Annotated in this window: 15 protein-coding genes; 4 read left to right on the top strand and 11 right to left on the bottom strand. The window is 51.5% G+C overall.

The window, feature by feature from the left end:
• Window positions 1-76: 76 nt before the first annotated feature.
• Together ahpF and ahpC are read right to left on the bottom strand one after the other, a co-directional pair.
• Window positions 77-1636, bottom strand: a complete 1560-nt coding sequence (gene ahpF / locus P2G88_RS03155; RefSeq protein WP_275794214.1) for an alkyl hydroperoxide reductase subunit F — start codon at window positions 1634-1636, stop codon at window positions 77-79.
• Between the two features lie 150 nt (window positions 1637-1786).
• Window positions 1787-2356 (bottom strand): alkyl hydroperoxide reductase subunit C, encoded by a 570-nt coding sequence (gene ahpC, locus P2G88_RS03150; protein WP_275794211.1) that lies wholly within the window; start codon window positions 2354-2356, stop codon window positions 1787-1789.
• 206 nt (window positions 2357-2562) lie between these two features.
• Between ahpC and P2G88_RS03145 the strand changes: the two genes are divergently transcribed.
• Together P2G88_RS03145 and P2G88_RS03140 are read left to right on the top strand one after the other, a co-directional pair.
• Entirely contained in the window at window positions 2563-3483 is a 921-nt protein-coding gene (locus P2G88_RS03145) for a LysR family transcriptional regulator (RefSeq protein WP_275794209.1), read from the top strand.
• Window positions 3483-3896, top strand: a complete 414-nt coding sequence (locus P2G88_RS03140) for a hypothetical protein (RefSeq protein ID WP_275794208.1) — start codon at window positions 3483-3485, stop codon at window positions 3894-3896. Before P2G88_RS03145 ends, P2G88_RS03140 begins: the two co-directional genes overlap by 1 nt.
• Here P2G88_RS03140 and P2G88_RS03135 read toward each other — a convergent pair.
• The 5 genes from P2G88_RS03135 to smc all read right to left on the bottom strand — a co-directional run bounded on the left by P2G88_RS03135 (window position 3890) and on the right by smc (window position 11476).
• On the bottom strand, window positions 3890-4381 hold the full coding sequence (locus P2G88_RS03135; protein WP_275794207.1) for a DUF2919 family protein: 492 nt from the start codon (window positions 4379-4381) through the stop codon (window positions 3890-3892). The genes P2G88_RS03140 and P2G88_RS03135 overlap by 7 nt on opposite strands.
• A 1-nt stretch (window position 4382) precedes the next feature.
• The gene (locus tag P2G88_RS03130; RefSeq protein WP_275794206.1) at window positions 4383-4706 is read right to left on the bottom strand and encodes a DUF3392 family protein; all 324 of its coding nucleotides are present in this window, start codon (window positions 4704-4706) and stop codon (window positions 4383-4385) included.
• A 2-nt stretch (window positions 4707-4708) separates the two neighbouring features.
• On the bottom strand, window positions 4709-6736 hold the full coding sequence (ligA, locus tag P2G88_RS03125; protein WP_275794205.1) for an NAD-dependent DNA ligase LigA: 2028 nt from the start codon (window positions 6734-6736) through the stop codon (window positions 4709-4711).
• A gap of 79 nt (window positions 6737-6815) precedes the next feature.
• Window positions 6816-7991 (bottom strand): cell division protein ZipA, encoded by a 1176-nt coding sequence (gene zipA / locus P2G88_RS03120; protein ID WP_275794203.1) that lies wholly within the window; start codon window positions 7989-7991, stop codon window positions 6816-6818.
• A gap of 8 nt (window positions 7992-7999) precedes the next feature.
• A complete protein-coding gene (smc, locus tag P2G88_RS03115; RefSeq protein ID WP_275794201.1) occupies window positions 8000-11476 on the bottom strand; it encodes a chromosome segregation protein SMC in 3477 nt (1158 codons plus the stop codon).
• Window positions 11477-11621: 145 nt separating this feature from the next.
• Between smc and cysZ the strand changes: the two genes are divergently transcribed.
• Window positions 11622-12374, top strand: a complete 753-nt coding sequence (gene cysZ / locus P2G88_RS03110; protein WP_275794199.1) for a sulfate transporter CysZ — start codon at window positions 11622-11624, stop codon at window positions 12372-12374.
• Here the strand turns inward: cysZ and P2G88_RS03105 are convergent.
• Both P2G88_RS03105 and P2G88_RS03100 read right to left on the bottom strand, forming a co-directional pair.
• Entirely contained in the window at window positions 12371-14407 is a 2037-nt protein-coding gene (locus P2G88_RS03105; protein WP_275794197.1) for an EAL domain-containing protein, read from the bottom strand. The genes cysZ and P2G88_RS03105 overlap by 4 nt on opposite strands.
• A gap of 158 nt (window positions 14408-14565) precedes the next feature.
• Window positions 14566-16725 (bottom strand): S46 family peptidase, encoded by a 2160-nt coding sequence (locus P2G88_RS03100; protein ID WP_275794196.1) that lies wholly within the window; start codon window positions 16723-16725, stop codon window positions 14566-14568.
• A 371-nt stretch (window positions 16726-17096) separates the two neighbouring features.
• Between P2G88_RS03100 and P2G88_RS03095 the strand changes: the two genes are divergently transcribed.
• Window positions 17097-17390: an RNA-binding protein gene (locus P2G88_RS03095; protein WP_275794195.1), complete on the top strand. Its 294-nt coding sequence runs from the start codon at window positions 17097-17099 to the stop codon at window positions 17388-17390.
• A gap of 207 nt (window positions 17391-17597) precedes the next feature.
• On the opposite strand, the gene P2G88_RS03090 is transcribed toward P2G88_RS03095, so the two are convergent.
• Both P2G88_RS03090 and P2G88_RS03085 read right to left on the bottom strand, forming a co-directional pair.
• Window positions 17598-20738 carry an efflux RND transporter permease subunit gene (locus P2G88_RS03090; protein ID WP_275794194.1) on the bottom strand — a complete coding sequence of 1047 codons (3141 nt, stop codon included), beginning with the start codon at window positions 20736-20738 and terminating at the stop codon, window positions 17598-17600.
• Window positions 20735-21943 carry an efflux RND transporter periplasmic adaptor subunit gene (locus tag P2G88_RS03085; protein WP_275794193.1) on the bottom strand — a complete coding sequence of 403 codons (1209 nt, stop codon included), beginning with the start codon at window positions 21941-21943 and terminating at the stop codon, window positions 20735-20737. The genes P2G88_RS03090 and P2G88_RS03085 overlap by 4 nt, the downstream gene beginning before the upstream one ends.
• Window positions 21944-22203: the final 260 nt, after the last annotated feature.

Here is a 22203-nt window from a genome sequence, read left to right as displayed (position 1 = left end):
CTGAAATCAGTGGTAGCTCCAAGTTCATTCAATAGCCCGGATAGACCGGGCTTTTTTCTTGGGCTTGTGGCAGGTTTTATGCCGGTGCCGATGAACGCATCAGGTAATCGAACGCTCCCAGCGAAGCCGTCGCACCGCTGCCCATGGCAATGATAATCTGCTTGAAAGGTACGGTAGTGGCATCGCCTGCGGCAAAGATCCCTTTAATATTGGTCTCGCCGTTAGCGGCTATGACGACCTCTCCGCGGGGGGTCAGTTCCAATCCAGAGCCCTTCAACCATTCTGTGTTGGGTACCAAGCCAATCTGCACAAAGATACCGGCCAGCTCAACTTCATGCATTTCACCACTGGCTCGATCCTTATAGCTTAACCCCACGACGCGCTTGCCATCGCCACGCACCTCGGTGGTTTGCGCCTCGGTGATAATGTGGATATTGCCCATGGAACGTGCTTTACGCACCAGTACATCGTCTGCTCGCAGCTTGGCGTCAAATTCAAGCACTGTGACATGCTCAACGATATTGGCCAGGTCGATAGCGGCTTCGATGCCGGAGTTACCGCCACCGATGACTGCTACCTTTTTCCCCTTGAACAATGGACCATCGCAATGCGGACAGTAAGCCACACCGCGACCTCGGTATTCGCGCTCACCGGGCACGTTCATTTCCCGCCAACGGGCACCGGTGGCAATCACCAGGCTGCGGCTTTGCAGGACAGCACCGTTTTCCAGTGTCACTTCGAGCATATTGCCCTCACGCAGAGACTTCACCTTCTGGTTGCTCATAATGTCCACTTCGTAGTCGCGCACATGCTCTTCCAAATGAGCGACCAGCTTTGGCCCTTCAGTGGCCTTGACCGAGATAAAGTTTTCAATGCCCATGGTATCGGCCACCTGTCCGCCAAAGCGCTCGGTAACCAAACCGGTACGAATGCCTTTACGGGCGGCATAAATTGCCGCAGACGCGCCGGCTGGGCCTGCCCCCACCACCAACATGTCAAACGGCGCTTTTCTCTTCAGAGCCTCGGCCTGACGTGCTGCCGCATTGCTATCTACCTTGGATAAGATTTTGTCCAGCGTAATGGCCCCCTGGGAGAACTGCTCACCATTAAGGAATACGGTCGGCACCGCCAACACATTGCGCTCGCTGACTTCATCCTGGAACAAGGCACCGTCCACCATGGTGGTGCGAATATTGGGATTCACTGCCGCCATTAAATTAAGGGCCTGCACCACACCTGGGCAGGTTTGGCAGCTTAAAGAAACAAAGATTTCAAAATCCAGCAGACCTGGAAGCGCCCTAATCTGTTCTAAAACCGCGGCCTCCTGCTTCACCGGATGACCGCCGGTATGCAACAGCGCTAACACCAGTGAAGTAAATTCGTGGCCCATCGGCAAGCCGGCAAAAGTAATGGCCGTGCCCGTCTCAGCACTGGTTACCCGCATGCAAGGCGTGCGACTGTCAGCACTGCTTTGCTGCTTAACGCTGACTAATTCAGAGAGCTCTGCAATTTCGTTTGCCAGGGCCAACAACTGTTTCGATTTGTCACCGTCATCGGCATTTACCTGCAACTCGACGGGACGCTTCAGATTGGCCAGATAGGCCTTTAATTCATTCTTTAACTTAGTGTCTAACATGGTCACTCCGATATATCTTGTCAGGTCGACGGTGAACACTTGTTTTTGGCACGACAACAGCCCTACGAACCGGGATTCGCACCATTAACGTTGGTTGGGTTGGCACAGGAGGAAGATCCCTCCCGTGCCTTTTGCCGGAAAGGCTTTAGGTTAGATCTTGCCGACCAGATCCAAAGATGGAGACAGGGTTTCCTCACCTGGCTGCCACTTGGCCGGGCAGACTTCACCGTCGTGGCTGGCAACATACTGAGCCGCTTGCACCTTACGGAACAGCTCGGCAGCGCTTCGACCAATGCCAAGATCATGGATTTCCATTACCTTGATCTCACCCTCAGGGTTAATCACGAAGGTACCACGCAGGGCCAGACCGTCTTCTTCGATCATCACACCGAAATTACGGGTGATGCGGCCGGTTGGGTCGCCGATCATGGGGAACTTGATCTTACGAATGGTATCGGAAGTATCATGCCAGGCCTTGTGGGTGAAGTGCGTATCGGTAGAAACGGAGTACACTTCTACACCCAACGCCTGCAGCTTGTCGTAGTAGTCGGCAAGGTCACCCAGTTCAGTAGGACAAACGAAAGTGAAGTCGGCTGGGTAGAACATCACCACAGACCACTTGCCCAGCAGGTCTTGATCGCTGACCTGAATAAACTCGCCGTTGTGGAAAGCTGTGGCATTGAAAGGCTTGATCTTGGTGTTGATAAGAGATTGTGTCATTTACGGTTCTCCTTGATAAAAATGGGTTGTCATTCGAGACAGGAGCAAGTCTAGCCAAGCGCCTTTGATTATTACAATTGATTGGATTAATCTTGCTAATCAAATAATGCGATTAACAACCCTTCTTTAAGCACAGCTGGAAATTGCTTTTCCCGTTGGCCAGCGCTAGCATGGCTAGACTTATCTAAAAAATAGAACGCTTTCCCGTGTACAGGCCCAAAACCACCCTGGAACAATGGCGGATATTGCAAGCTGTCGTCGATTTCGGCGGCTATGCCCAAGCAGCAGCCCAACTCAATAAGAGTCAGTCTTCCCTAAATCATGCGGTAGCCAAGTTGCAAAGCCAGCTGGATGTTCAGCTACTGGAAGTGCGCGGTCGCAAGGCTTTTCTGACCGAAGCCGGCGAAGTGATGCTGCGCCGCTCCCGGCATCTGACCCAGAATGTGCATGACCTGGAAGCCCTGGCGGAAAATATCCATCAGGATTGGGAGCCTGAAATTACCCTGGCATTGGATCTCGCCTATCCCCGACACTGTATCTTGCCCGTGCTTCAGGCTTTCTATCCACAAAGCCGTGGTAGCCGGCTTAAAATTATCGATACCGTGCTGACCGGCTCCGATGAAGCAGTGCAGGAAGGCTGGGCCGATATTGTGATCAGCACCAGCGTGCCCAAAGGTTTTTTGGGGGAGCCCTTGGCCGACATTTATTTTGTCACTGTGTGTCATCCTTCCCACCCGCTGGCAGCCATCGAAGGAAAAGTGGATCCCAACGAACTCTTGCATCATTTGCAGATAGTGATCAAGGATACTGCTAAGAGCCCCCAGGAAAAGCAGGGCTGGTTGCGCGCTGAAATGCGCTGGACGGTCAGTCATTTCCAAAGTGCCATCGATTTGCTGTTGCAAAACATCGGCTTTTGCTGGCTGCCTTTCCATGAAGTGCATAACAAGTTAGACAGTGGTGAATTGGTAAGGTTGGACATACAAGGCAGTAGTTATCGCAAGGGTGGATTATTTTTGATCCACCCCAGGCCAGACAACCTGGGTCCCGGTAGTCGGCTGCTGTCGGATTTGATCCTGGGTCACAAGCATACAACCGAAACACCGCCAAATTTGAAAAAGGAACGCTGATGGAGATGACAAGAGAAGAGCTTGAAAGCCTGATGGCCGACAGTGCCCATAATGCGGTACTGACTACCAAAGAAGAATTTGGTGTTGAGCTGGACAACAGTCCGCACAGCATTGCCAAAGTAGATGAAGTGCTGCATAAATGGCTGGCAAAGTATAAAGGGCAGGCTCTTGAGGAAAAAGCCGTGTTCACCTTGTGTAATCTTTATGGTGCCTACGTGGGTGAAATATTCCGTAAGCTGGTGGGAGGGCATTGGCATTATGACCTAAGCAATCCTGAAGCCCCCTATATCGTGCTTGAGTATGCAGGTCATACTTATGCCTTTGCCGGGATCTGCTATCAGCGTTTGGTTAACGACAGCCAGATTAGTGTGAAACGTTATTTCGATCAGGCCCTATCCAATAACGTTCAGTGAATACGTCGCTGCCAATCGGCAAGCATCAAGCTTAGCAATCGGCTTCTGCTCCAATAGCTGAGCAATAAGCCATCCAGGACCAGAGTCAGGGCTAAAGGCCATGAAAACAGCCACTGACTCTGCCACGCCATATGCACATGAAAAGACAGGTCAGCCAGCAAGGTAATAACGGTGACCGGCCACAGTAGTCTGAAAACGCCCCGCCAGGCACTGTCCAACAGCTTCTGCCGCCACATTAAAAGCGCCAATAACACCAGCGCTGGCAATCCCAAAAACAAACTGGCGTAGAAATACGCCCGATCTGGATAAAACACCTTTAACAGAAGGCTTCCATCAGCCAAATAAGAGGCCGAGGCGATAAAGATAAGGTAGCCGCGCATCAGAAACAAAAGGCTTGCAAACACCGGCCAGGGTGGCTTGATACGTCCCTCTTCGTCATAGTGACGAAGGGGGACGATAGGCCGGGTAAATTTCGCTGAACTCAACCTAAATATACCGACGCTGTTCTGCCAGATAGCCCAGCAGCAAAAAGATAGCAACGATACTGATCCCCTGATAAACGTATGGGATCATCAATAAAAGCTGTTTGGTAAAGGGCGTCACAAACAGCAACAATGCCCCGTAACCAAAGGCACAAATCAACACAAAGGCCAGGGTGCGCAGGATAAAATGAAATGGGGCCAGTGCCCTTTTCACTTGTTTATTGAGTAAGTCGCCGTACACCACCATCACAGTGGCGACTAAGGTCAGGGCAATTTCACCGTAGTACGGGGCCAATTCTTGTGTCAGCTGCAACAATAACGCTTGCATCGTCACACACCGTGCTCAGCAAACAGGGCCAGCATGTCATCTTCGCTCAGTACCTTAATACCAAGTTCATTGGCTTTGGCCAGCTTCGACCCGGCTTTTTCACCGGCCACGACACAATGGGTTTTGGCCGACACGCTGCCAGAGACTTTTGCCCCCAAACGCTCGAGTTTGGCCTTGGCCTCGCTTCTATCCATGCTCGACAACGTCCCGGTCAGCACATAGGTTTGGCCGGATAGGGGTTGTTCCGCTTGTTCAATCACTTCAATCTCAGGCCAATGCACTCCCACCGCCAAAAGCTTTTCCACTACCTGCTGATTATGGGGTTCGGCGAAAAAGTTGTAGATATGGCGGGCAACTACCTCCCCCACATCTGGTACACTTTGTAATGTATCGATATCGGCTTTTTGCAAAGCATCCAGGGTCAGGAAGTGATTCGCCAGGGCGGCGGCGGTAGCCTCCCCGACTTCACGTATACCCAGAGCATAGAGAAAACGCGGCAGCGTGGTCTGTTTCGCATTCTCCAGAGCATTAACCAGGTTAACAGCCGATTTCTCCCCCATGCGTTCCATGCTGGCAAGCTTTGCCAAATCCAGATTAAACAGTTGATCGGGGGTTTCTACCCAACCCAGATCCACCAGTTGCTCAATCAGCTTATCGCCAAGGCCATCAATATCCATGGCCTTACGGGAAGCGAAATGTTTTAGCGCTTCTTTGCGCTGAGCAGCGCAATAGAGCCCTCCCGTGCAGCGTGCAACCGCTTCCGATTCGAGCTTTTCCACCGCCGATTGACAGATGGGACAATGCTCTGGAAAGACAATATCTTTAGCATCATCGGGACGCTTTTCTGCCACCACCGACACCACCTGCGGGATCACATCCCCGGCCCGGCGGATAATCACGGTATCGCCGATTTTCACTTGAAGGCGATTGATCTCATCCTGATTGTGCAAAGTGGCGTTGGAAACAGTCACTCCACCGACAAACACCGGCTCGAGCCTGGCAACGGGCGTAATAGCCCCGGTACGGCCCACCTGGAATTCCACATCGAGCAGACGGGTCATCTCTTCCTGGGCAGGAAACTTCCAGGCAATGGCCCAGCGTGGCGCCCTGGCCACAAAACCCAAGGACTGCTGCACAGCCAGCTCGTCCACTTTGACCACCACACCATCGATTTCATAGGCGAGATCCGCTCTGCGCTGGAGTATATCCTGATAGTACTGAAGACAACCCTCTGCATCCTCCACCAGGCGGCTCTCAGGACAAAGGGGCAGTCCCCACTCGCGAAGCTGCTGTAGACGGGCGAAATGGGTATTGGCAAGAGGGATTTTTTCCCCTTCCACTAAGCCGACCGAATAGGCGTAAATGTATAAGGGCCTGGCCGCCGTTATCCTGGAATCCAGCTGACGCAAACTGCCAGCGGCGGCATTTCTGGGGTTTACAAAGGTCTTTTTGCCCTGCTCGGCTTGTAGCGCATTCAATTTTTCAAATCCGGCCTTACTCATAAATACCTCGCCGCGCACTTCCAGCCGCGCCGGGAAATCTTCACCGCGTAATCTCAGGGGCAGATTTTGTATGGTACGTACATTGGCGGTAATATCCTCTCCTGTGCGACCGTCACCACGAGTAGCACCGCGCACCAGCACACCATTTTCATACAGCAGACTGACCGCCAGACCATCGAGTTTAGGCTCACAACAAAATGCGCTGTCCAACCGCGTTTTCAGACGGTCTTGCATACGCTTAACGAAAGCAAAGAATTCATCGTTATCGAAAGCATTGTCTAAGGACAACATGGGCACATCGTGCTCTACCTCAGCAAAAGCTTTCAGTGGCGGTGCACCGACTTTCTGGGTCGGCGAGTCTGGCGTTATCCATTCCGGATGCTCGGATTCCAAGGCCTGTAACTCGCGCATCAGCCGGTCGTATTCGGCATCAGGCACGGAGGGTGCGTCCAGCACGTAATATTGATAATTGTATTCGTTCAGTTGGCGCCTGAGCTGTTCCAGGCGGGGACTATTAGCTGTCTGCATCTGCGCTTATTGAATCGATTGAAGTTAGAGGGAACGAACAAGCGGTTTGTCCTCTTATACAGGACAAACCGCGCCAGCCTCAGTTGGCTTTTTTGATCATACGACGACGTTCAAATTCACGAATTTTCTCAACATACTGCTGCAAGCTTTGCTTGGTCAGTACACTGCGTCTGCCATCCAGAACCTGGGCGTCAAATTCGTCCGCCAGTTTACGGGCGGCATTGTGCATCATATTGAATACCTGGTGGGGATCACCTTCGATCGGCAAGATCATAAATAGCGACAAGCCCTGCGTTGAGAACGTTTCCATATTGTCGATATCAAATACGCCAGGCTTAAACATGTTGGCCAGGCTGAACAGTACCGGGCCTTTACCGTTACTGTTAACATGACGGTGAAAAATATCCTGATCGCCAAACTTAAAGCCCAGGGTCAACAACGCAGGTAACAAGGACGCACCAGGAATAGGTTTGTAGTCTGGCGCTTTTACATTCAGCACCAGCACTTCCTGATTCGGGGTTTTAACCGTGCTGTCTACCCTATCCTCTTCAGGTTCGCCAACCTCGTGAGCCTCTTCAAAGTCCATGTGCATCTGGTCTTCTTTGACGGTAGGTTCCTTGCGTAGCGCCGGCTCTTTACGTTTTACCGGTTCGGCTTTTTTGCGCTTTACCAGGTTTTTGGCCTGTGCGGCCAGGCCAGATAAGCCCATATTTTCTTCTTTAGGCTGTGGCTTTGCCTCAGGCTCAGGCTCGGGTTCTTTAACCTGTGGTGCCGGCTCTGTCACTTTGGCTCTTACCGTTGCAGGTGCATCGCGACGAAGCAGGAATGCAGGTGGCTCAGGTATATTAGGGTCCTGAAGCTGCGTCTCTTTATGTTCTTTAGCTGTAACAATCACCGGTGCCTCTTCACGCACCGGCGGACGCGGTTCATCGCGCACAATCGGTGTCATTCGAGGTTGCGCCGGAGCAGCAGGTTTTGCTGGCGCTTCGCCACGGATCACCCGAACCTTGCCGATCCCTAAGTCATCAAAATCATCTTGTTTTGATGAGCTACTCAAAGTGGGTTCATCATCAGGCAACTCAAAATCTGAGTCCTGCTCATCCCAATTTGCTTGTCTGTGCTGCAGATTGGCCGGTGCCGGGCGCTCTTGGCTTTGCTTGTTACGATTTTTGCGCACCGTCCACAGACCATGAGCCAGTATGCCGGCGATGGCCAGGGCGCCAAATATCAGAAAGGTGAGGCGTAGTTCTTCCATTTTTGACTTTATAATTCTGCCAGTGCGACGGCTTCGTCAACATCCACTGCAACCATGCGCGACACGCCTGGCTCAGCCATGGTGACGCCGGTTAAGTGAGTTGCCATTTCCATCGCTATCTTGTTGTGGGTGATATAAATAAATTGCACCGTCCTGGACATTTCTGACACTAATTTACAGAAACGTCCAACGTTAGCATCATCCAATGGCGCATCCACCTCATCCAATAAACAAAAAGGTGCCGGATTGAGGCGGAAAATCGCGAAGACCAATGATAAAGCGGTCAAGGCTTTTTCTCCACCGCTTAACAGGTGAATGGTGCTATTTTTCTTACCAGGTGGCCTGGCCATAATGCTGACCCCGGTTTCTAACAGGTCATCATCGGTGAGCTCAAGGTAGGCAGAGCCACCGCCAAAGACCTTGGGAAAGAGCATTTTCAAATCGTCATTGACCCGTTCAAAGGTATCCTTGAAGCGGGTTTTGGTCTCTTTATCGATTTTACGAATGGCTCCTTCCAAGGTTTCCAAGGCGCCACTAAGATCCTCATGTTGCTCATCCAGATGCTGCTTGCGCTGTGCCTGAATATCATATTCTTCCACCGCTGCCAGGTTGACGGCGCCTAAACGCCCAACCGCAGCCACAGTTTTATCCAGCTCCTGCTGCCAACTGTCTTCATCGGGCTCCTGCGCCATTTGTCGCAGTTGCTCTAGCAAAGGCTTAAGAGACTGTCCCGACTCTTCGAGTTGTTCGAGCACCCCGTTAGCCCTGACCCGATAACCTTCACATTCCAATTGCAGGCTTTGTTGTTCATCCCGCATTTTTTGGATTTTTGACTGCGTGCCCTGCTGCCCTTTTTGTGCAGCCCGAAGCCAATCATCCACTTCGGACAGTTTTGCGGCCAAATCTGCTTGCTGCTCTTCGATGATCAGTCGTTGTTCCAGCAATTGTTGCAGTTCGTCACCCTGATCGTTGAGCGGTGAGGTCGATTCTTGTTGTTCAGCTTGTAGCTGGGCCTGGCGAGTTGCCATGGCTTCTTTATCACGCCTCTGACGTTGCAGGTTTTGCGACAGATTTTGCACCTGGGCTTTTAACCCCTGCACGTTCAACTCCAATTGATGGCGCTTGTCCTTCAATTGCTGAACCTGATTACGCTTGTGATTGAGCTGCTGGCTCAGTTGCTCACGCTGCGCATGGATCTCTGTCAGTGGATCCTGTTCATTCTCCAGGGACTCCTGCAGGGATTCGCATTCCTCCATCAGTGCCGCCAATTGCAGCTGGTCTTCGTCGAGTTGCTGTACCTGTGTCTCTATTTGCGCCGACAAACGCTGCCGTTGCACCTGCATGGCCTGGCTTTGCTGTCTGAGCACTGACAGCTCTTGCTCAACCGCCATCAGCTGCCTTTCAAGGGTCAGCGTGGCGCTGCGCTCCTGTTCCAAGGCTATTGCCAGCTGCTGGTGTTCCTCTTCGGCGCTTTGCAATTGCTGCTGCAGGGAAACGGTCAGCTGTTGTTGCTCGCGGCACGTCTCTTCCAGTTCCTGGATCTGCTTTGCCCGCTCCAAAACGCCTGTTTGTCCCTGGCTTGGGCCCAGTAACTGCCAGTCAGGGCCATACCAATGCCCGGATTGGGTAATCAGACTTTGATGTGGCAAGAGGTTTGCCTGTCGCATCGCCAGCTCACTGTCCTTTTCCAGCACTTGGATATCACACAGCCAGCCTGGCACCTTTTCATTTTTTACTTTGGCAGCCAGGCTATCGGCGGGCTTTTTAGGGCTGAATTTGTCTTTGAGTAGCCAACGGCTTCCTTCAATCGCAGAGATTTGCCCTACCGCCACCAGCGGCGCATTAAGCCAATGGCCCAGCGCCGTCTCAAGGGCCTTTTCCCAACCGGGCTCTGCGACAAGGCTATGCCAGGCAATTTCGGGAGACTCTGGTAAGCTACCGAGGTAGTCTTCAAGTGCCTGACTTTGCTCGACATCCCCTTGCTGAAGGCTCTGCAAAGAAGCCAGTCTGGCTTGGCTGTGTTGAAGCTGACCTTTAGCCTCAAATTGCTGAGCCTGTAGCGCTTTGATGTGTTGAGCCTGACGCTCGTAATCTGCCTGCAGGGCCTGTAGTTTTGTCTGACCGTTTTGCAAGGCGGTTTTGGCGTCGCGGGCACGCTCCGAAAGAGCAGTTTGTTGCGGCTCCAACTGTGCATCAGACAGATCATTGAGCTCGCGCCTGAGTTCGCTAATGCGCTGCGCCTCCCTGGCAATCAAGGTCTGTTGAGACTGAACCTGGCTTTGCCGGCTTTTTAACTGCTGTTGGGCATCCAGATACTGGCGCTCCCGGGCTTGCCATGCCTGACTCTGGCTCTGCCAGTCTTGTTCTGCCTGGGTTAACGCCTCTTCGGCTTGATAGGCTTGTTCAAGCCGAATCTCTAGTTCCGGCGCCACCTCATCCAGCTGAGCATTAGCCTGCGCCAGTAGTTCTTCATCCTGCGTCAGGTTCAGCGACAGCTCTTCCATCTGCACAGACAGTCTGCTCAATTCATCGGCAAGTTGCTGCTGACGCTTTTTAGCATGGATTTGTGACTGCTCCAGGCGGGTAATTTGGTTACCCACCTGAAAGTATTGATTTTGCACGTCAGAGAGTTGCTGCTTCAGGTCTTGCTCACGCTCCTGATAGTGCAGCATACCGCTCTCTTCGCCGCGCTGATGGGCAATGACTTCCTCAATCTGGTTTTCCTGGACGGCGATTTGCAGCTCCAGTTGCGCTATCTTGTTGCTGTGCTTAAGCCAGCGAATCGCGGCCAGCTCACCTTTTAACTGCCTTTCTTTGGCTTTCAGTTCCTTGTAGCGTTTGGCAGCATGAGCCTGGCGCTGCAACTTTTCCAACTGCTGGGCCAATTCGCCCCGCACATCGTTGAGGCGTTCGAGGTTTTCACGGGTATGGCGGATGCGATTTTCGGTTTCCCGGCGACGTTCTTTGTATTTGGAGATGCCGGCCGCTTCTTCGATAAATACCCGCAGCTCTTGCGGCTTGGACTCTATCAGGCGCGAAATCATGCCCTGTTCAATAATGGCGTAACTACGAGGGCCTAATCCTGTGCCCAGAAACAAATCAGTCACATCCCGGCGGCGGCATTTACTGGCATTAAGGTAATACAACGACTGTCCATCACGGGTCACCACCCGTTTGACCGCCAATTCGTTGTAGTTGGCGTATTCGCCCTGAATGCGGCCGCTGCTGTTGTCGAACACCAGCTCGACGCTGCATTGAGACACCGGCTTGCGGGCGCTGGAGCCATTGAAGATAACATCGGTCATGGCATCGCCACGCAGATTTTTGGCCGAACTTTCGCCCAGCACCCAACGCACCGCGTCAATCACATTGGATTTTCCGCAGCCATTGGGACCGACGATGGCGGTCATGTCCTCTGGGAATGGAATGCTGGTGGGGTCAACGAAGGACTTGAAACCTGCCAGTTTTATCTTTTTAAGCCGCATGAGTCCTTTTGTTGATAAAATCCGACATTAAGTGCGGTTTTGATGCTAACAGAACTCAAGAAGTGTAACAATTGAGGAATTCACACAGGTCGGTTGCCTGGGGTACCCTAACCCAGGCACCTGTAACTGATTGAAAAGGATAACAATGTCTCAAGCAGATCCAACTAGCGGTGTGGGCTATTTTTTTAAAGGCTTTGAGCTGATTAAAACCAAAGGGCTACGCCGTTTTGTATTTGTGCCTCTGGCCGTCAATCTCTTGCTGTTTGCTGTCGCTTTTTATTTCCTGTTGCAGGAGATCGACAGCGCCATTTTGTGGCTACTGGATTTAATTCCCAATTGGCTGGAATGGCTGAAGGATTGGTTGGCCTATTTCATCTGGCCATTAGCTGTGATCATTATCCTGGTCACCTTCTCCTTTATCTTTAACAGTATCGCCAACTGGATTGCCGCCCCCTTCAATGGTTTGCTGGCTGAAAAGGTGGAGCAGCATCTGACCGGTCAACCGTTAAATGACGAGGGCCTGCTAGCGGTCATCAAAGACATCCCGCGTACGCTGGGGCGAGAATGGATCAAACTGGTTTATTACCTTCCACGGGCTATCGGCTTCTTGCTGATCTTTTTTCTGCTGCCGGTGGCAGGCCAGCTGGTGTGGTTTTTGTTTACCGCCTGGATGATGGCTATCCAATATTGTGATTACCCCTTTGATAATCACAAAGTGCCTTTTGGACGCATGCGTCAGAGCCTGGCGGACAGTAAAGGCAGCACCTTTGGCTTTGGTATTGCCGTGACCCTATTTGCCATGGTGCCCATTATCAATTTCTTGGTGATGCCGGTAGCTATCTGCGGCGCTACCGCCATGTGGGTGGATAAATTTCGCGGAGAAATGGTCGGCCGCTAGTCCGACTGGCGACGTAACAGGCCCGTCAACTGTTCAGCAGGGACGGGCCGGCTGAAATGAAATCCTTGCATAATGTGACAACCGTTTTCTTCCAGAAATTGCACCTGCTCCGGCTTTTCTACCCCTTGGGCCACTACGTCCACATCCAATAACTTAGACAGCTGAATAATGGCCTTGATAATGACCTTATCCCCAGGCTCCTGCTCCATATTCATTACAAAAGAACTGTCTATTTTAAGGGAGTCCACTGGCAAGATCCGAAGTTGTCTCAAAGAAGAATAGCCGCTGCCGAAATCATCCAGGGCAATACGAAAACCTGCAGATTTGACCCAGCTTAAACGCTCTAACAGGTAATGGCCGCTGTCTAACAGCGACGTCTCGGTAATCTCCGTCTTGAGGGCATTTGGGGAAATGCCGGAAGCTCGCATCATTTCTGACATCTGTTCGATATTCTGTTGATTGGCAAACTGATGACCAGACAAATTCACCGAGACCTGCACCTCAACACCCAGCTCCTTTTTCCAGGCCACCACATGCTCGATGGTGTTTTCCAACACCTGTAAAAACACCTCTTGGATCAGACCACTGCGTTCCGCCACCCGAATAAACTCTGAGGGTGCCAGGATACCGCGGTTGCGGTGCTGCCAACGGGCCAGGCACTCGACGCCAACAATTTTATTGGTACGGCTGTCCACCTGTGGCTGGAAATAAGGAATGAACTCCTTGAGTTTGAGGCCCCGGCGGATATCGTTTTCCAATTGACGATAACTGACCAGCTCCTGGTTGATTTCTTCGCAGTAAAATACGTAACTGCCCTTCTGTTGCTTTTTGGCGCGGTACATGGCGATATCCGCCAGGTGCATCAGGCTCTCACCATCATCGCTGTTTTGTGGAAACAGACTAATACCAATGCTGACACCAACCTCTACATCGCGATCCTTGATCTTGAAAGGCTTGCTCAATACATCCACTATTTTATCGGCCACCCTGACCAAGTCTTCGTTTTCGCTAACCTGGCTAGCCAACACAATAAATTCATCACCGCCGAGGCGAGCCACCGTATCGGTACTTCGCAACACATTCATTAGGCGCTGAGCCGCAGCTTTGAGTAAAATGTCGCCTGCTTCATGGCCCAAACTGTCATTAACCTGCTTAAATTTATCCAAGTCCAGAAACATCAGGCCAAAGCCACTATTGTCACGCCGACACTGATTAATTTGGTGCGGAATGATTTGCATCAGCAGCGAACGATTAGCCAGCCCGGTGAGTTCGTCATGATAAGCCATCTCCTGCAAGCGTTGCAGGCGACTCCTTTGACTGGATAAGTCGGTATACACACCGACGATGTAGACAGGCTGACCTTCCTCATCGACGATATTACGCAAGCGCACATGCCGGGGGAACGCCTGGCCACTGTGATTCAAACTCCACAACTCACCGCTCCAACTGCCTTCTTGATTAAGCTGCTGGCGGATCTGCTGATTGAATTCTGAGGTATGCCGGGCAGGCCTGAGCACAGACGCACTTTTTCCTAACAAAGCTTTGGTGGAAAACCCGGTCATCTCACAAAAAGCATTATTGACGAACTGGATTTGATCATCCTGATCAACAATCATCACCGGCTCGGTGGATGCTTCATAAATCTGACTATAGAGGCTCAATACCTGGTCGGCGCTGGGTGCGGATACGCCGATAGGTGAGATACCGACATGAATAAGCGCTTCTTCGCCTAAATTGACTGTGGAGCAATAAAACTGCGCTTTGACGTGACCCAGGCCATTTTGCTTGATCTTTAATTTGGCCTGGCCACCTCCGTTTGCCAAAAACTCCCGAATAACGGGCAGGATATGCTGATTGCCGTTTTGCTCAAAAAGTTGGGTCACGCTTTGGCCATCACCAAGCTCCACCGGCAAATTAAGAAATTCTCTGGCCGCAGAGTTGATATGCCTCACACGCTGCTGGCAAAGCAACAACATGGGCTGAGTGCTTTGCTGGAAAAAGCGCAAAAATTCTTTTTTTGAGGCCTCATTCATTATTTTATCCATTTATTCTCGTCGGCAGCCACATACGCGGGACGACCACATTACACTTTACTCTGTCACCATCATTGGCCTGATCCCTTAGTCTAGCCGTCAAGGGTAAACTTCGCCCTTTATCAAAGGAAAAAGCCGGCAAATTGCCGGCTTTATTGTTACTCAACGATCACCATTTCTGATAACAGGTTGTCAGCACCGTCCAACTTTTCCATTATCCACAGCATATAGCGGCTATCAACATGGATAGAGCGATTCAAACGGATGTCAAAATCCCAATCGCCGATAATGCTTTCATAAACGCCGTCAAACAACAGCCCCACCAGTTCAGCCCGTCCATTTAATGTAGGTGACCCTGAGTTACCGCCAGTGGTATCCACTGTGCTCAAGAAATTCACCGGCACAGAATCAAGCTCCGTCATACCATAGCGACCAAAATCCTTTGCCTTTGCCAGTTGCAGTAGCTTTGCTGGAGAATTGAACGGCTCGACGCCGGTTTCCTTCTGCAACAATCCCCGCAAACTGGTGAATGGGATATTCAGTACACCATCTTTTGGTGAATAGCCTTGTACGTTGCCGTAGGTCACGCGAAGCGTACTATTGGCGTCGGCGTATACCGGATTGCCCTGACTTTCCTGGTAGGCGATCACTGCACGCATATATTCAGGGCGCATGGTTTGGAAACGACCGGCCAGTTCTTTGTCTGCTTGCTCCATGGCCATATTGCGGTCATACATAGCCACCGCGTATTGAATAAAAGGGTCGTCACTTGTCTGGAAGGCCTCAACCCCAGCTTTCATCCATTTCAGACGGGTCTCTTCATCACCCAGCTTGGTTTGACGATACATTTTGTCCAATACCTGACGCATCCTGGCTTCATTCCAGCTGTCACCCATTTCGAAGAAGGCATCCAGCTCGGCGATATGCTGTTCTTGCGGCAAAGCATGATAGGTTTTCAGGAAATGCAGCAGCACGGCCTTATCCACCTCAGCATCGAAACGGCGCGACAAGCGTCGCATAGACTCTTCGATAGATTTAAGGTCCCGCTTCTGATATCCGGGCTCTCTTTGCATATCCGGCTTGGTGCGTTCATGGGCCAGGCGATAAAGCTGCTCGGCCACAGGCAACAATGCCGTACGATGAATGTAGCCAAGGGCCAGTTCCTGCTCTTTGGTTGCCGAATCCTCTTTCACCAGCGCCGCTAAGGCATCCAGGCTGCCACCAAAACGGGCCAGGCGTGCTTCATCCTCATTCAACCAACCCATCAGTTGATTTTCAAAGGCTTGCTTGCGCTTTAAAAAGCCGCTGCGCTGGTAGCTGTCAATCATGCTTTCGTAGTTCTTAGCGTAATTGGCCAACGAGGCGATGGTGCTCTCGTATTTGATCCTGGCATCGCTACCCTCTTGCGCAGTCTGCTCAATCACTTCAATCATCTGCTCGCGATAGGCCTTCGCCATGGGATAGGTATAAGTGAAAGCATCTTCCACTTCTTTGGCAGTACGGTAACGGTTGGTGCTACCAGGGTATCCGGCCACCATTACAAAGTCACCGTCACTGACGCCTTTAGCAGATACTTTTAAGAAGCTCGCTGGCGTAAATGGCTGGTTAGCTTTGTTGAAGTCTGCCGGTTTTCCATCAGGCCCCACATAGGCGCGATAAAAAGAAAAGTCACCGGTTTGACGCGGCCACATCCAGTTGTCCACATCACCACCATACTTGCCTACCGACATGCTTGGTGCATACACCAGACGTACGTCACGGATCTCCAGGGACTTGATCAGGAAATACTCTAATCCACCATGAAAACTGTACACTTCACAGCGATAGCCGGCGTCTTTTTCACACTCTGCCACTAAGGCCTTCTGACGTTCCTCAACCAATGCATAACGGGCTTGTCCGTCTCTTGTATCTTCAAGGTCCTTGTTTACCTGAGAGGTCACATCCTCTACCTGCTCGGTGACATACATCCTGGAGCCTGGCGCGGCGGGCAGTTCCTGCTCCAGTGACTTGGCCAGAAATCCATTTTCAAGGTGGTTTTTCTCTGGCGTGGAGTTGTATTGAATGCTGCCGTACGCGCAGTGATGGTTTGTTACCACCAGACCTTTAGGGGAAACAAAAGACGCCGTGCAGCCTCCCAAGCTAATAACCGCATTCATGGGAAACTCGGTGAGTTTTGAAATATTTTTGGGATCAATCTCAAGGCCTTTTTGCTTGAGAATGGATTCCAATTGCGGCAGTTGGTGAGGTTGCCACATGCCTTCGTCGGCATTGGCAAACATGGTCATCCCAGCCAAAAGGGTCAGACTGATTCTTCGCATCGTTGGGCTAAATCCTTATTATTGTTTTGGTTATCAGCGCCTAGGATAACCTCGGGTTTATCAGATAAAAACCTCAACGGCGATGTAATGACCATTTTTTGAGTCAATTGAAGCCCAGGCAACCGCGTTTCAGATGAAAATATTTCCGCAAAAGCCATTGACAGTAAAGGCAAAGCGATCGTTTCGCACGATTCTTCTCACAAATGCGTAGCTGAGCATAAAATAATCACGGTTTTACCAGAATCTTGTTGCTCTAGGCTGATCTTTGCCTCTAAACTAGACTTGAACTAAGTAAAGGGTATGGTTGCCCTTTACACGACATCGGGCGATTCTGGCTGTTGGCTCCTTGATGGCGTAGATAGACAACGGCCGTGAGAAAACTTGAAATGAAACTATATGTTGGAAACCTGTCATATCAAATGACAGACGCTGATTTGGAAGCCGCCTTCGCAGCTTTCGGTACTGTAAGCTCTGCCAAGATCATCACTGATCGTGAAACCAACCGCTCTAAGGGCTTTGGCTTTGTTGAGTTTGCAAACCGTTCAGAAGCGGAAGCTGCCATTGAGAGCCTCAATGGTAAAGACGTTTCCGGTCGCGCTCTCGTGGTAAACGAAGCTCGTCCACCTAAGCCAAGAACTGGCTCCAATCCTCGCGGCCGTTTCTGATTTAGATCCAGATTCAGTGCCGGCGACATTAGTCGGTGGCACAAGCTAGCGTCTCTGACCAAGGGGTGCAGTTTTTCCCCAAGTTCAGTTGCTTAGATGATTCAGCCATCTAGGCCTTTTAAAGCCCCTTCACCGGGGCTTTTTCATTTCTGTGTTCTACATAAAAAAGCCCCGGTAATCACCAGGGCTTTTTGTTAGTGCTGATTATCAGGCTTCTTGCACATCGCCGCCCACTGCAGCCTTACGCCGGGTAAACAGGGCCTTGATATCATGAAGGATCAAATACAGGCAAGGCACCAACAACAGCGTGATCACTGTGGCAAACAAGATCCCGAAAGCAAGGGAAATGGCCATAGGGATCACAATCTGCGCCTGCAGGCTGCGTTCAAACACAATAGGCATCAGTCCCATAAAGGTGGTCAGAGAAGTCAGCACGATAGCGCGAAAACGCTGGGTACCGGCCTGAATGGCAGATTCGAGCAATGAGTGTCCTTCTGCCCTGGCGCGGTTGACAAAATCGACCATGATCAAGCTGTCATTCACCACCACCCCGGACAGCGCAATAATGCCGCATAAGGACAACACACTGACCGCATGCCCCAGCAGCAAGTGACCGACAATAGCACCGACGATACCGAAGGGGATCACCGACATAATGATCAGCGGCTGTGCGTAGGACTTCAAGGGCACTGCCATCAGCGCATAAATGGCAAAGAGTGCAAAGAGTGCGCCCTGTGCCAGACTCATCAAAGCTTCACCTTCTTCCTTCGACTGGCCTTCAAGACCGAAATCAACGCTGGGGTAGCGCTCCAGCAAATCTGGAATAAAGTTTTCGGTCACTTCGTTGACCACCTGCGTGGGCTCGACTTTTCCTTTATCCACCTTGGCAGATACCGTGATGGCGCGGGTGCCATTGATCCTGACGATAGAGCCGTAGCCTTGGGCCAGTTCGATATCGGCTACTTCAGAGAACGGGATCTCATCACCCTTGGCAGTGCGTACACGCATATTCTCCAAATAGCCCACGGAGCTTCGCTCTTCTTTGGGATAACGCACCATAACTTTAACTTCTTCGTCACCTCGCTGAATACGCTGTGCTTCGGCACCATAGAACCCATGACGGACCTGACGAGCCAGGTTTTCCAGACTCAGGCCCTGGGCCTCTGCTTCGGGTTTGATTTTCAGACGGATTTCGTCGCTACCACCAGCGAAGTTGTCGTGAATATCGACCACGCCGTCATAGTTGGCCAAAAAGGCTTTTACTTCGTCGGTAGCCTGACGCAACTGCCCCAGGTTGGAACCACTAAATTGCAAAGTAATATCTTCGCCACCGCCAGGACCGCCAGGGTCGCCGATATCGATACTCTTCACGCCCGGAATTTCCGGCACGAAATCACGCCATCTGTCCTGAATAGCAAAGGCATCCAACTCACGGGTTTCACCTTTGGACAATTCGACAAAGACCTGACCATTCAATGATCCGCGGTCGAAAGCCATAGAGTGTTTGACCACACTCTGCCCGGTTTCCTCTTTCACCGCTTCATCCATCTTGTAGAGGGCATCCAACAAAGCCCGAATCGCTTGGTCCCGCTGGGCAATAGATGAGCCTGGCTGCAACTCTACCGAACCGGTCATGAAATCGCTGGGCACATTGGGGAAGAACACGAAGCGCACCATGCCACCGCCGAACAAACCGATGGTCAGGATCAAAGCGGCAAAGAAGGTCGCCAATGTGGTGTAGCGGTTACGAATGGCCTTTTCCAATAGCGGCTGATACTTAGTGGCCACAAAGGTCTTAATGCCCTCTGCGAAGAAGTCGCGAAAACGCTGAAAGCGATTGGCCTTAGCCGGATCGTAAGGGCCGGATTTCATATGCACCAAATGCGCAGGTAAAATCAGCTTGGATTCAATCAAAGAAAAGATAAGGCATAGGATCACAACCCAACCAATGGTCTTCCAAATCACTCCGAAGGTACCAGGGACCATCAACATGGGGGTAAACGCGGCAACAGTGGTCAACACACCGAAGGTTGCAGGCATGGCCACTTTTTTGACCCCGGCAATGACGTTATCGGCATTGTGGCCCTTCTTGTCTATCTCCGAATAGGCCGATTCGCCCATGATGATGGCATCATCCACCACTATCCCCAGCACCAGGATAAAGCCAAACAGGCTGATCATATTGATCGACAGGTTAAACATGCCCATGGGCATCAGCAGCAGCGTGCCCAGGAAGCACACCGGCAGGCCGACAATGACCCAGAAGGCCAGACGAATTTTCAGGAACAAGGAGAGCACCAAAAACACCAGTAGTGCGCCCATGGCCATGTTGCTGAGCATCATATTGAGGCGATCGGCCAGGTAGAAAGAGCTGTCTCCCCAGGTATCGGCATAGATCCCCGGTGGCCACTTATCGGCCTTGTCATTCAAGAAGGCATTTACCCTTTCGGATATTTTCAATGCATTCTGGTCGCCGATGGCGTTAACGCGCACGTTTACAGCGGGCTTACCATCAAACTCTGCAAACTCAGGATCTTCAACGAAACCGTCTCTGATAGTGGCAATATCACCCAAGGTCAGGCGAGTACCATCAGGATGAGTCAGCAATACCAGGTTGGCAAACTCATCTCCCCGGTAGGCTTGGCCCTTGGCGCGAAGCAGAATATCACCATCATCAGAGCGGATGGCGCCGCCGGGTAGGTCGATACTGCTGCGTCTGACCGCATCCACCAGTTCCTGAAAGGTCAGGCCGTATTCCTGCAAGCGCATTTCAGAGATTTCTACCGACACCTCGTAGTCTCTGGCACCCACCACCTGCACATTGGTAACCCCGGGCAGATTGGCAATATCATCCCGCAAGCCTTTAGCTAACTCTTTGAGGGTGCGTTCATCGGCCTGTCCATAGAGCGCGACCCATAACACTGTCTGCGTAGCCTTTTCACGATAGATAACCGGCTTTTCGATGTTTTCCGGGAAACTGGGGATGGCATCCACCTGCACCTTAACTTCATCGAGCAGCAGCAGCGGATCGTAGTCATCCTCCACCTCAATACTGACGGTGCCCATACCTTCGTTGGCGGTGGCGGTTATCTTTTTGATGCCTTCCAGATCCTTGATGGCCTCTTCTATCTTAACCAAGACCCCCTCTTCCACTTCCTGTGGCGCAGCTCCTAAGTAAGGAACACGGACATTGACGATATTCAGATCGAAGGTCGGAAAGACCTGCTTGCGAATACTAAAAGCGCCCAGCAAGCCACCGAGGATAAGGATAAACATCAGCAGGTTGGCGGCCACCGAATTGCGCGCAAACCAGGCAATCACACCAGAGTGCGTGTCAATGCGACTCATTGGGCGTCTCCTGCCATGGCGGTGGCGGTAGCAACGGGCTCGTTCTCATCGCCGCTATCATCATCAGTGGGCAAGCGCACGGCCATACCGTCAACCGGATTGGGCACCGCACTGGTGGTGACCAATTCGCCCTGCTCTAAACCACTTTGGATATAGACAAACTTTTCGTCGGCTTTTTGCACCTGCACCTCACGAATGCGCAGCTTGCGTTCGGTATCCACTACCAACACCGAGCCATCCAGTCGCAGCACGCTGCGTGGCAGTACCACCATATCTTCGGCGTGATTACCCTGGATTTCCGCTTTAACAAAGCGACCGAATTTTAATGGCAGATGGTTAGACGAGGCATTTCGGGCATAGGGATCGGGAACCTCAACAACGGCGTAGATAACACGGCTTTGCTGATCCACCACACCTTCGTTACGCACCAGTTTACCGGACCACTGCATCTGCTGACCGGCCACCTTGGCTGAGAGGACCACTGAGGCTTCGCCCTCGGCACTGGGTAATTCCAGGTAGGCCAGATCGTTATCGCTCAGCGGCAGCCTTACCTCGGCGACTTCGGTGCCGTAGATAACACCCAACTGGCTGCCGGTGGTCACAAAGTGCCCCACATCCACCAACTTGGATTTGACCATGCCATCATAAGGCGCACGGATTTCCGTTCTTGCCAGGTTACGTTTGGCCAATTCCAACTGCGCTTCGGCTGCCAGCACATTGGCCTTTTCTTTTGCCAACTGTGGTTTACGCAGACCCAGCTCTGGGGCAACACTATTTTTTACCGATTTCCATTCTTCGGCAGCCACTTTACCGCGCGCTTCTTCTTCTTCATAAGCAGCCTTGGCGCGGGCCAATTCCGCTTCGGCGGTCTTAAGGGCTGTCAGGTAATCATCCTGTTCCAGCATTAACAGAACATCGCCCTTTTTAAACATGCCACCCTCAATAAAGTTAGGCGACAAGGACATAATCTTTCCCGAAACCTGGCTGCTCAGCGTGGTTTCGTATTTCGGCAGTACCGTACCCTGGGAGTTAACCACAAAATTCAGGTCCTGCTTATAGACCGCGGTTGTATCTACAAGAAAGGCTTTGTTTTCCTGAACGGTTTTTTCTGGTGGTTCACGACCGGCAATCATACCAGCCGCAACCGCAATGGCGACGGCGATAATCGCCACGGGAATGCCGACCTTTTTCAGCTTAGAACTCATTCAATCCTTCCTTATACTGCATGTTCTGAAATGGGAGGCCCGAGTCAAAAAAGACCACGGATACCACAGATTGCCGCCATTTTACCGACAGGCGGCTCTAAGCGCTTGGTAGATAATGTTAAATTTTATGTCCTCTACCGAAACGGAGAATAAGCGGGTCATTATCTGTTAATGACAACATATAGCAAAGCCTGATTCTGTTTCTATGTGCATGGTGTTTCCCGGCTCGCGGAATAAGGGAACATTCAGCTCTTATAGCC

Origin of the sequence: Aliiglaciecola sp. CAU 1673 (genome assembly GCF_029223185.1) — a bacterium.
In the GTDB taxonomy this organism is placed as follows: domain Bacteria; phylum Pseudomonadota; class Gammaproteobacteria; order Enterobacterales; family Alteromonadaceae; genus Bowmanella.
Note: the sequence above shows the minus strand (reverse complement) of the source record. Positions and strands in the feature narration are given on the sequence as shown.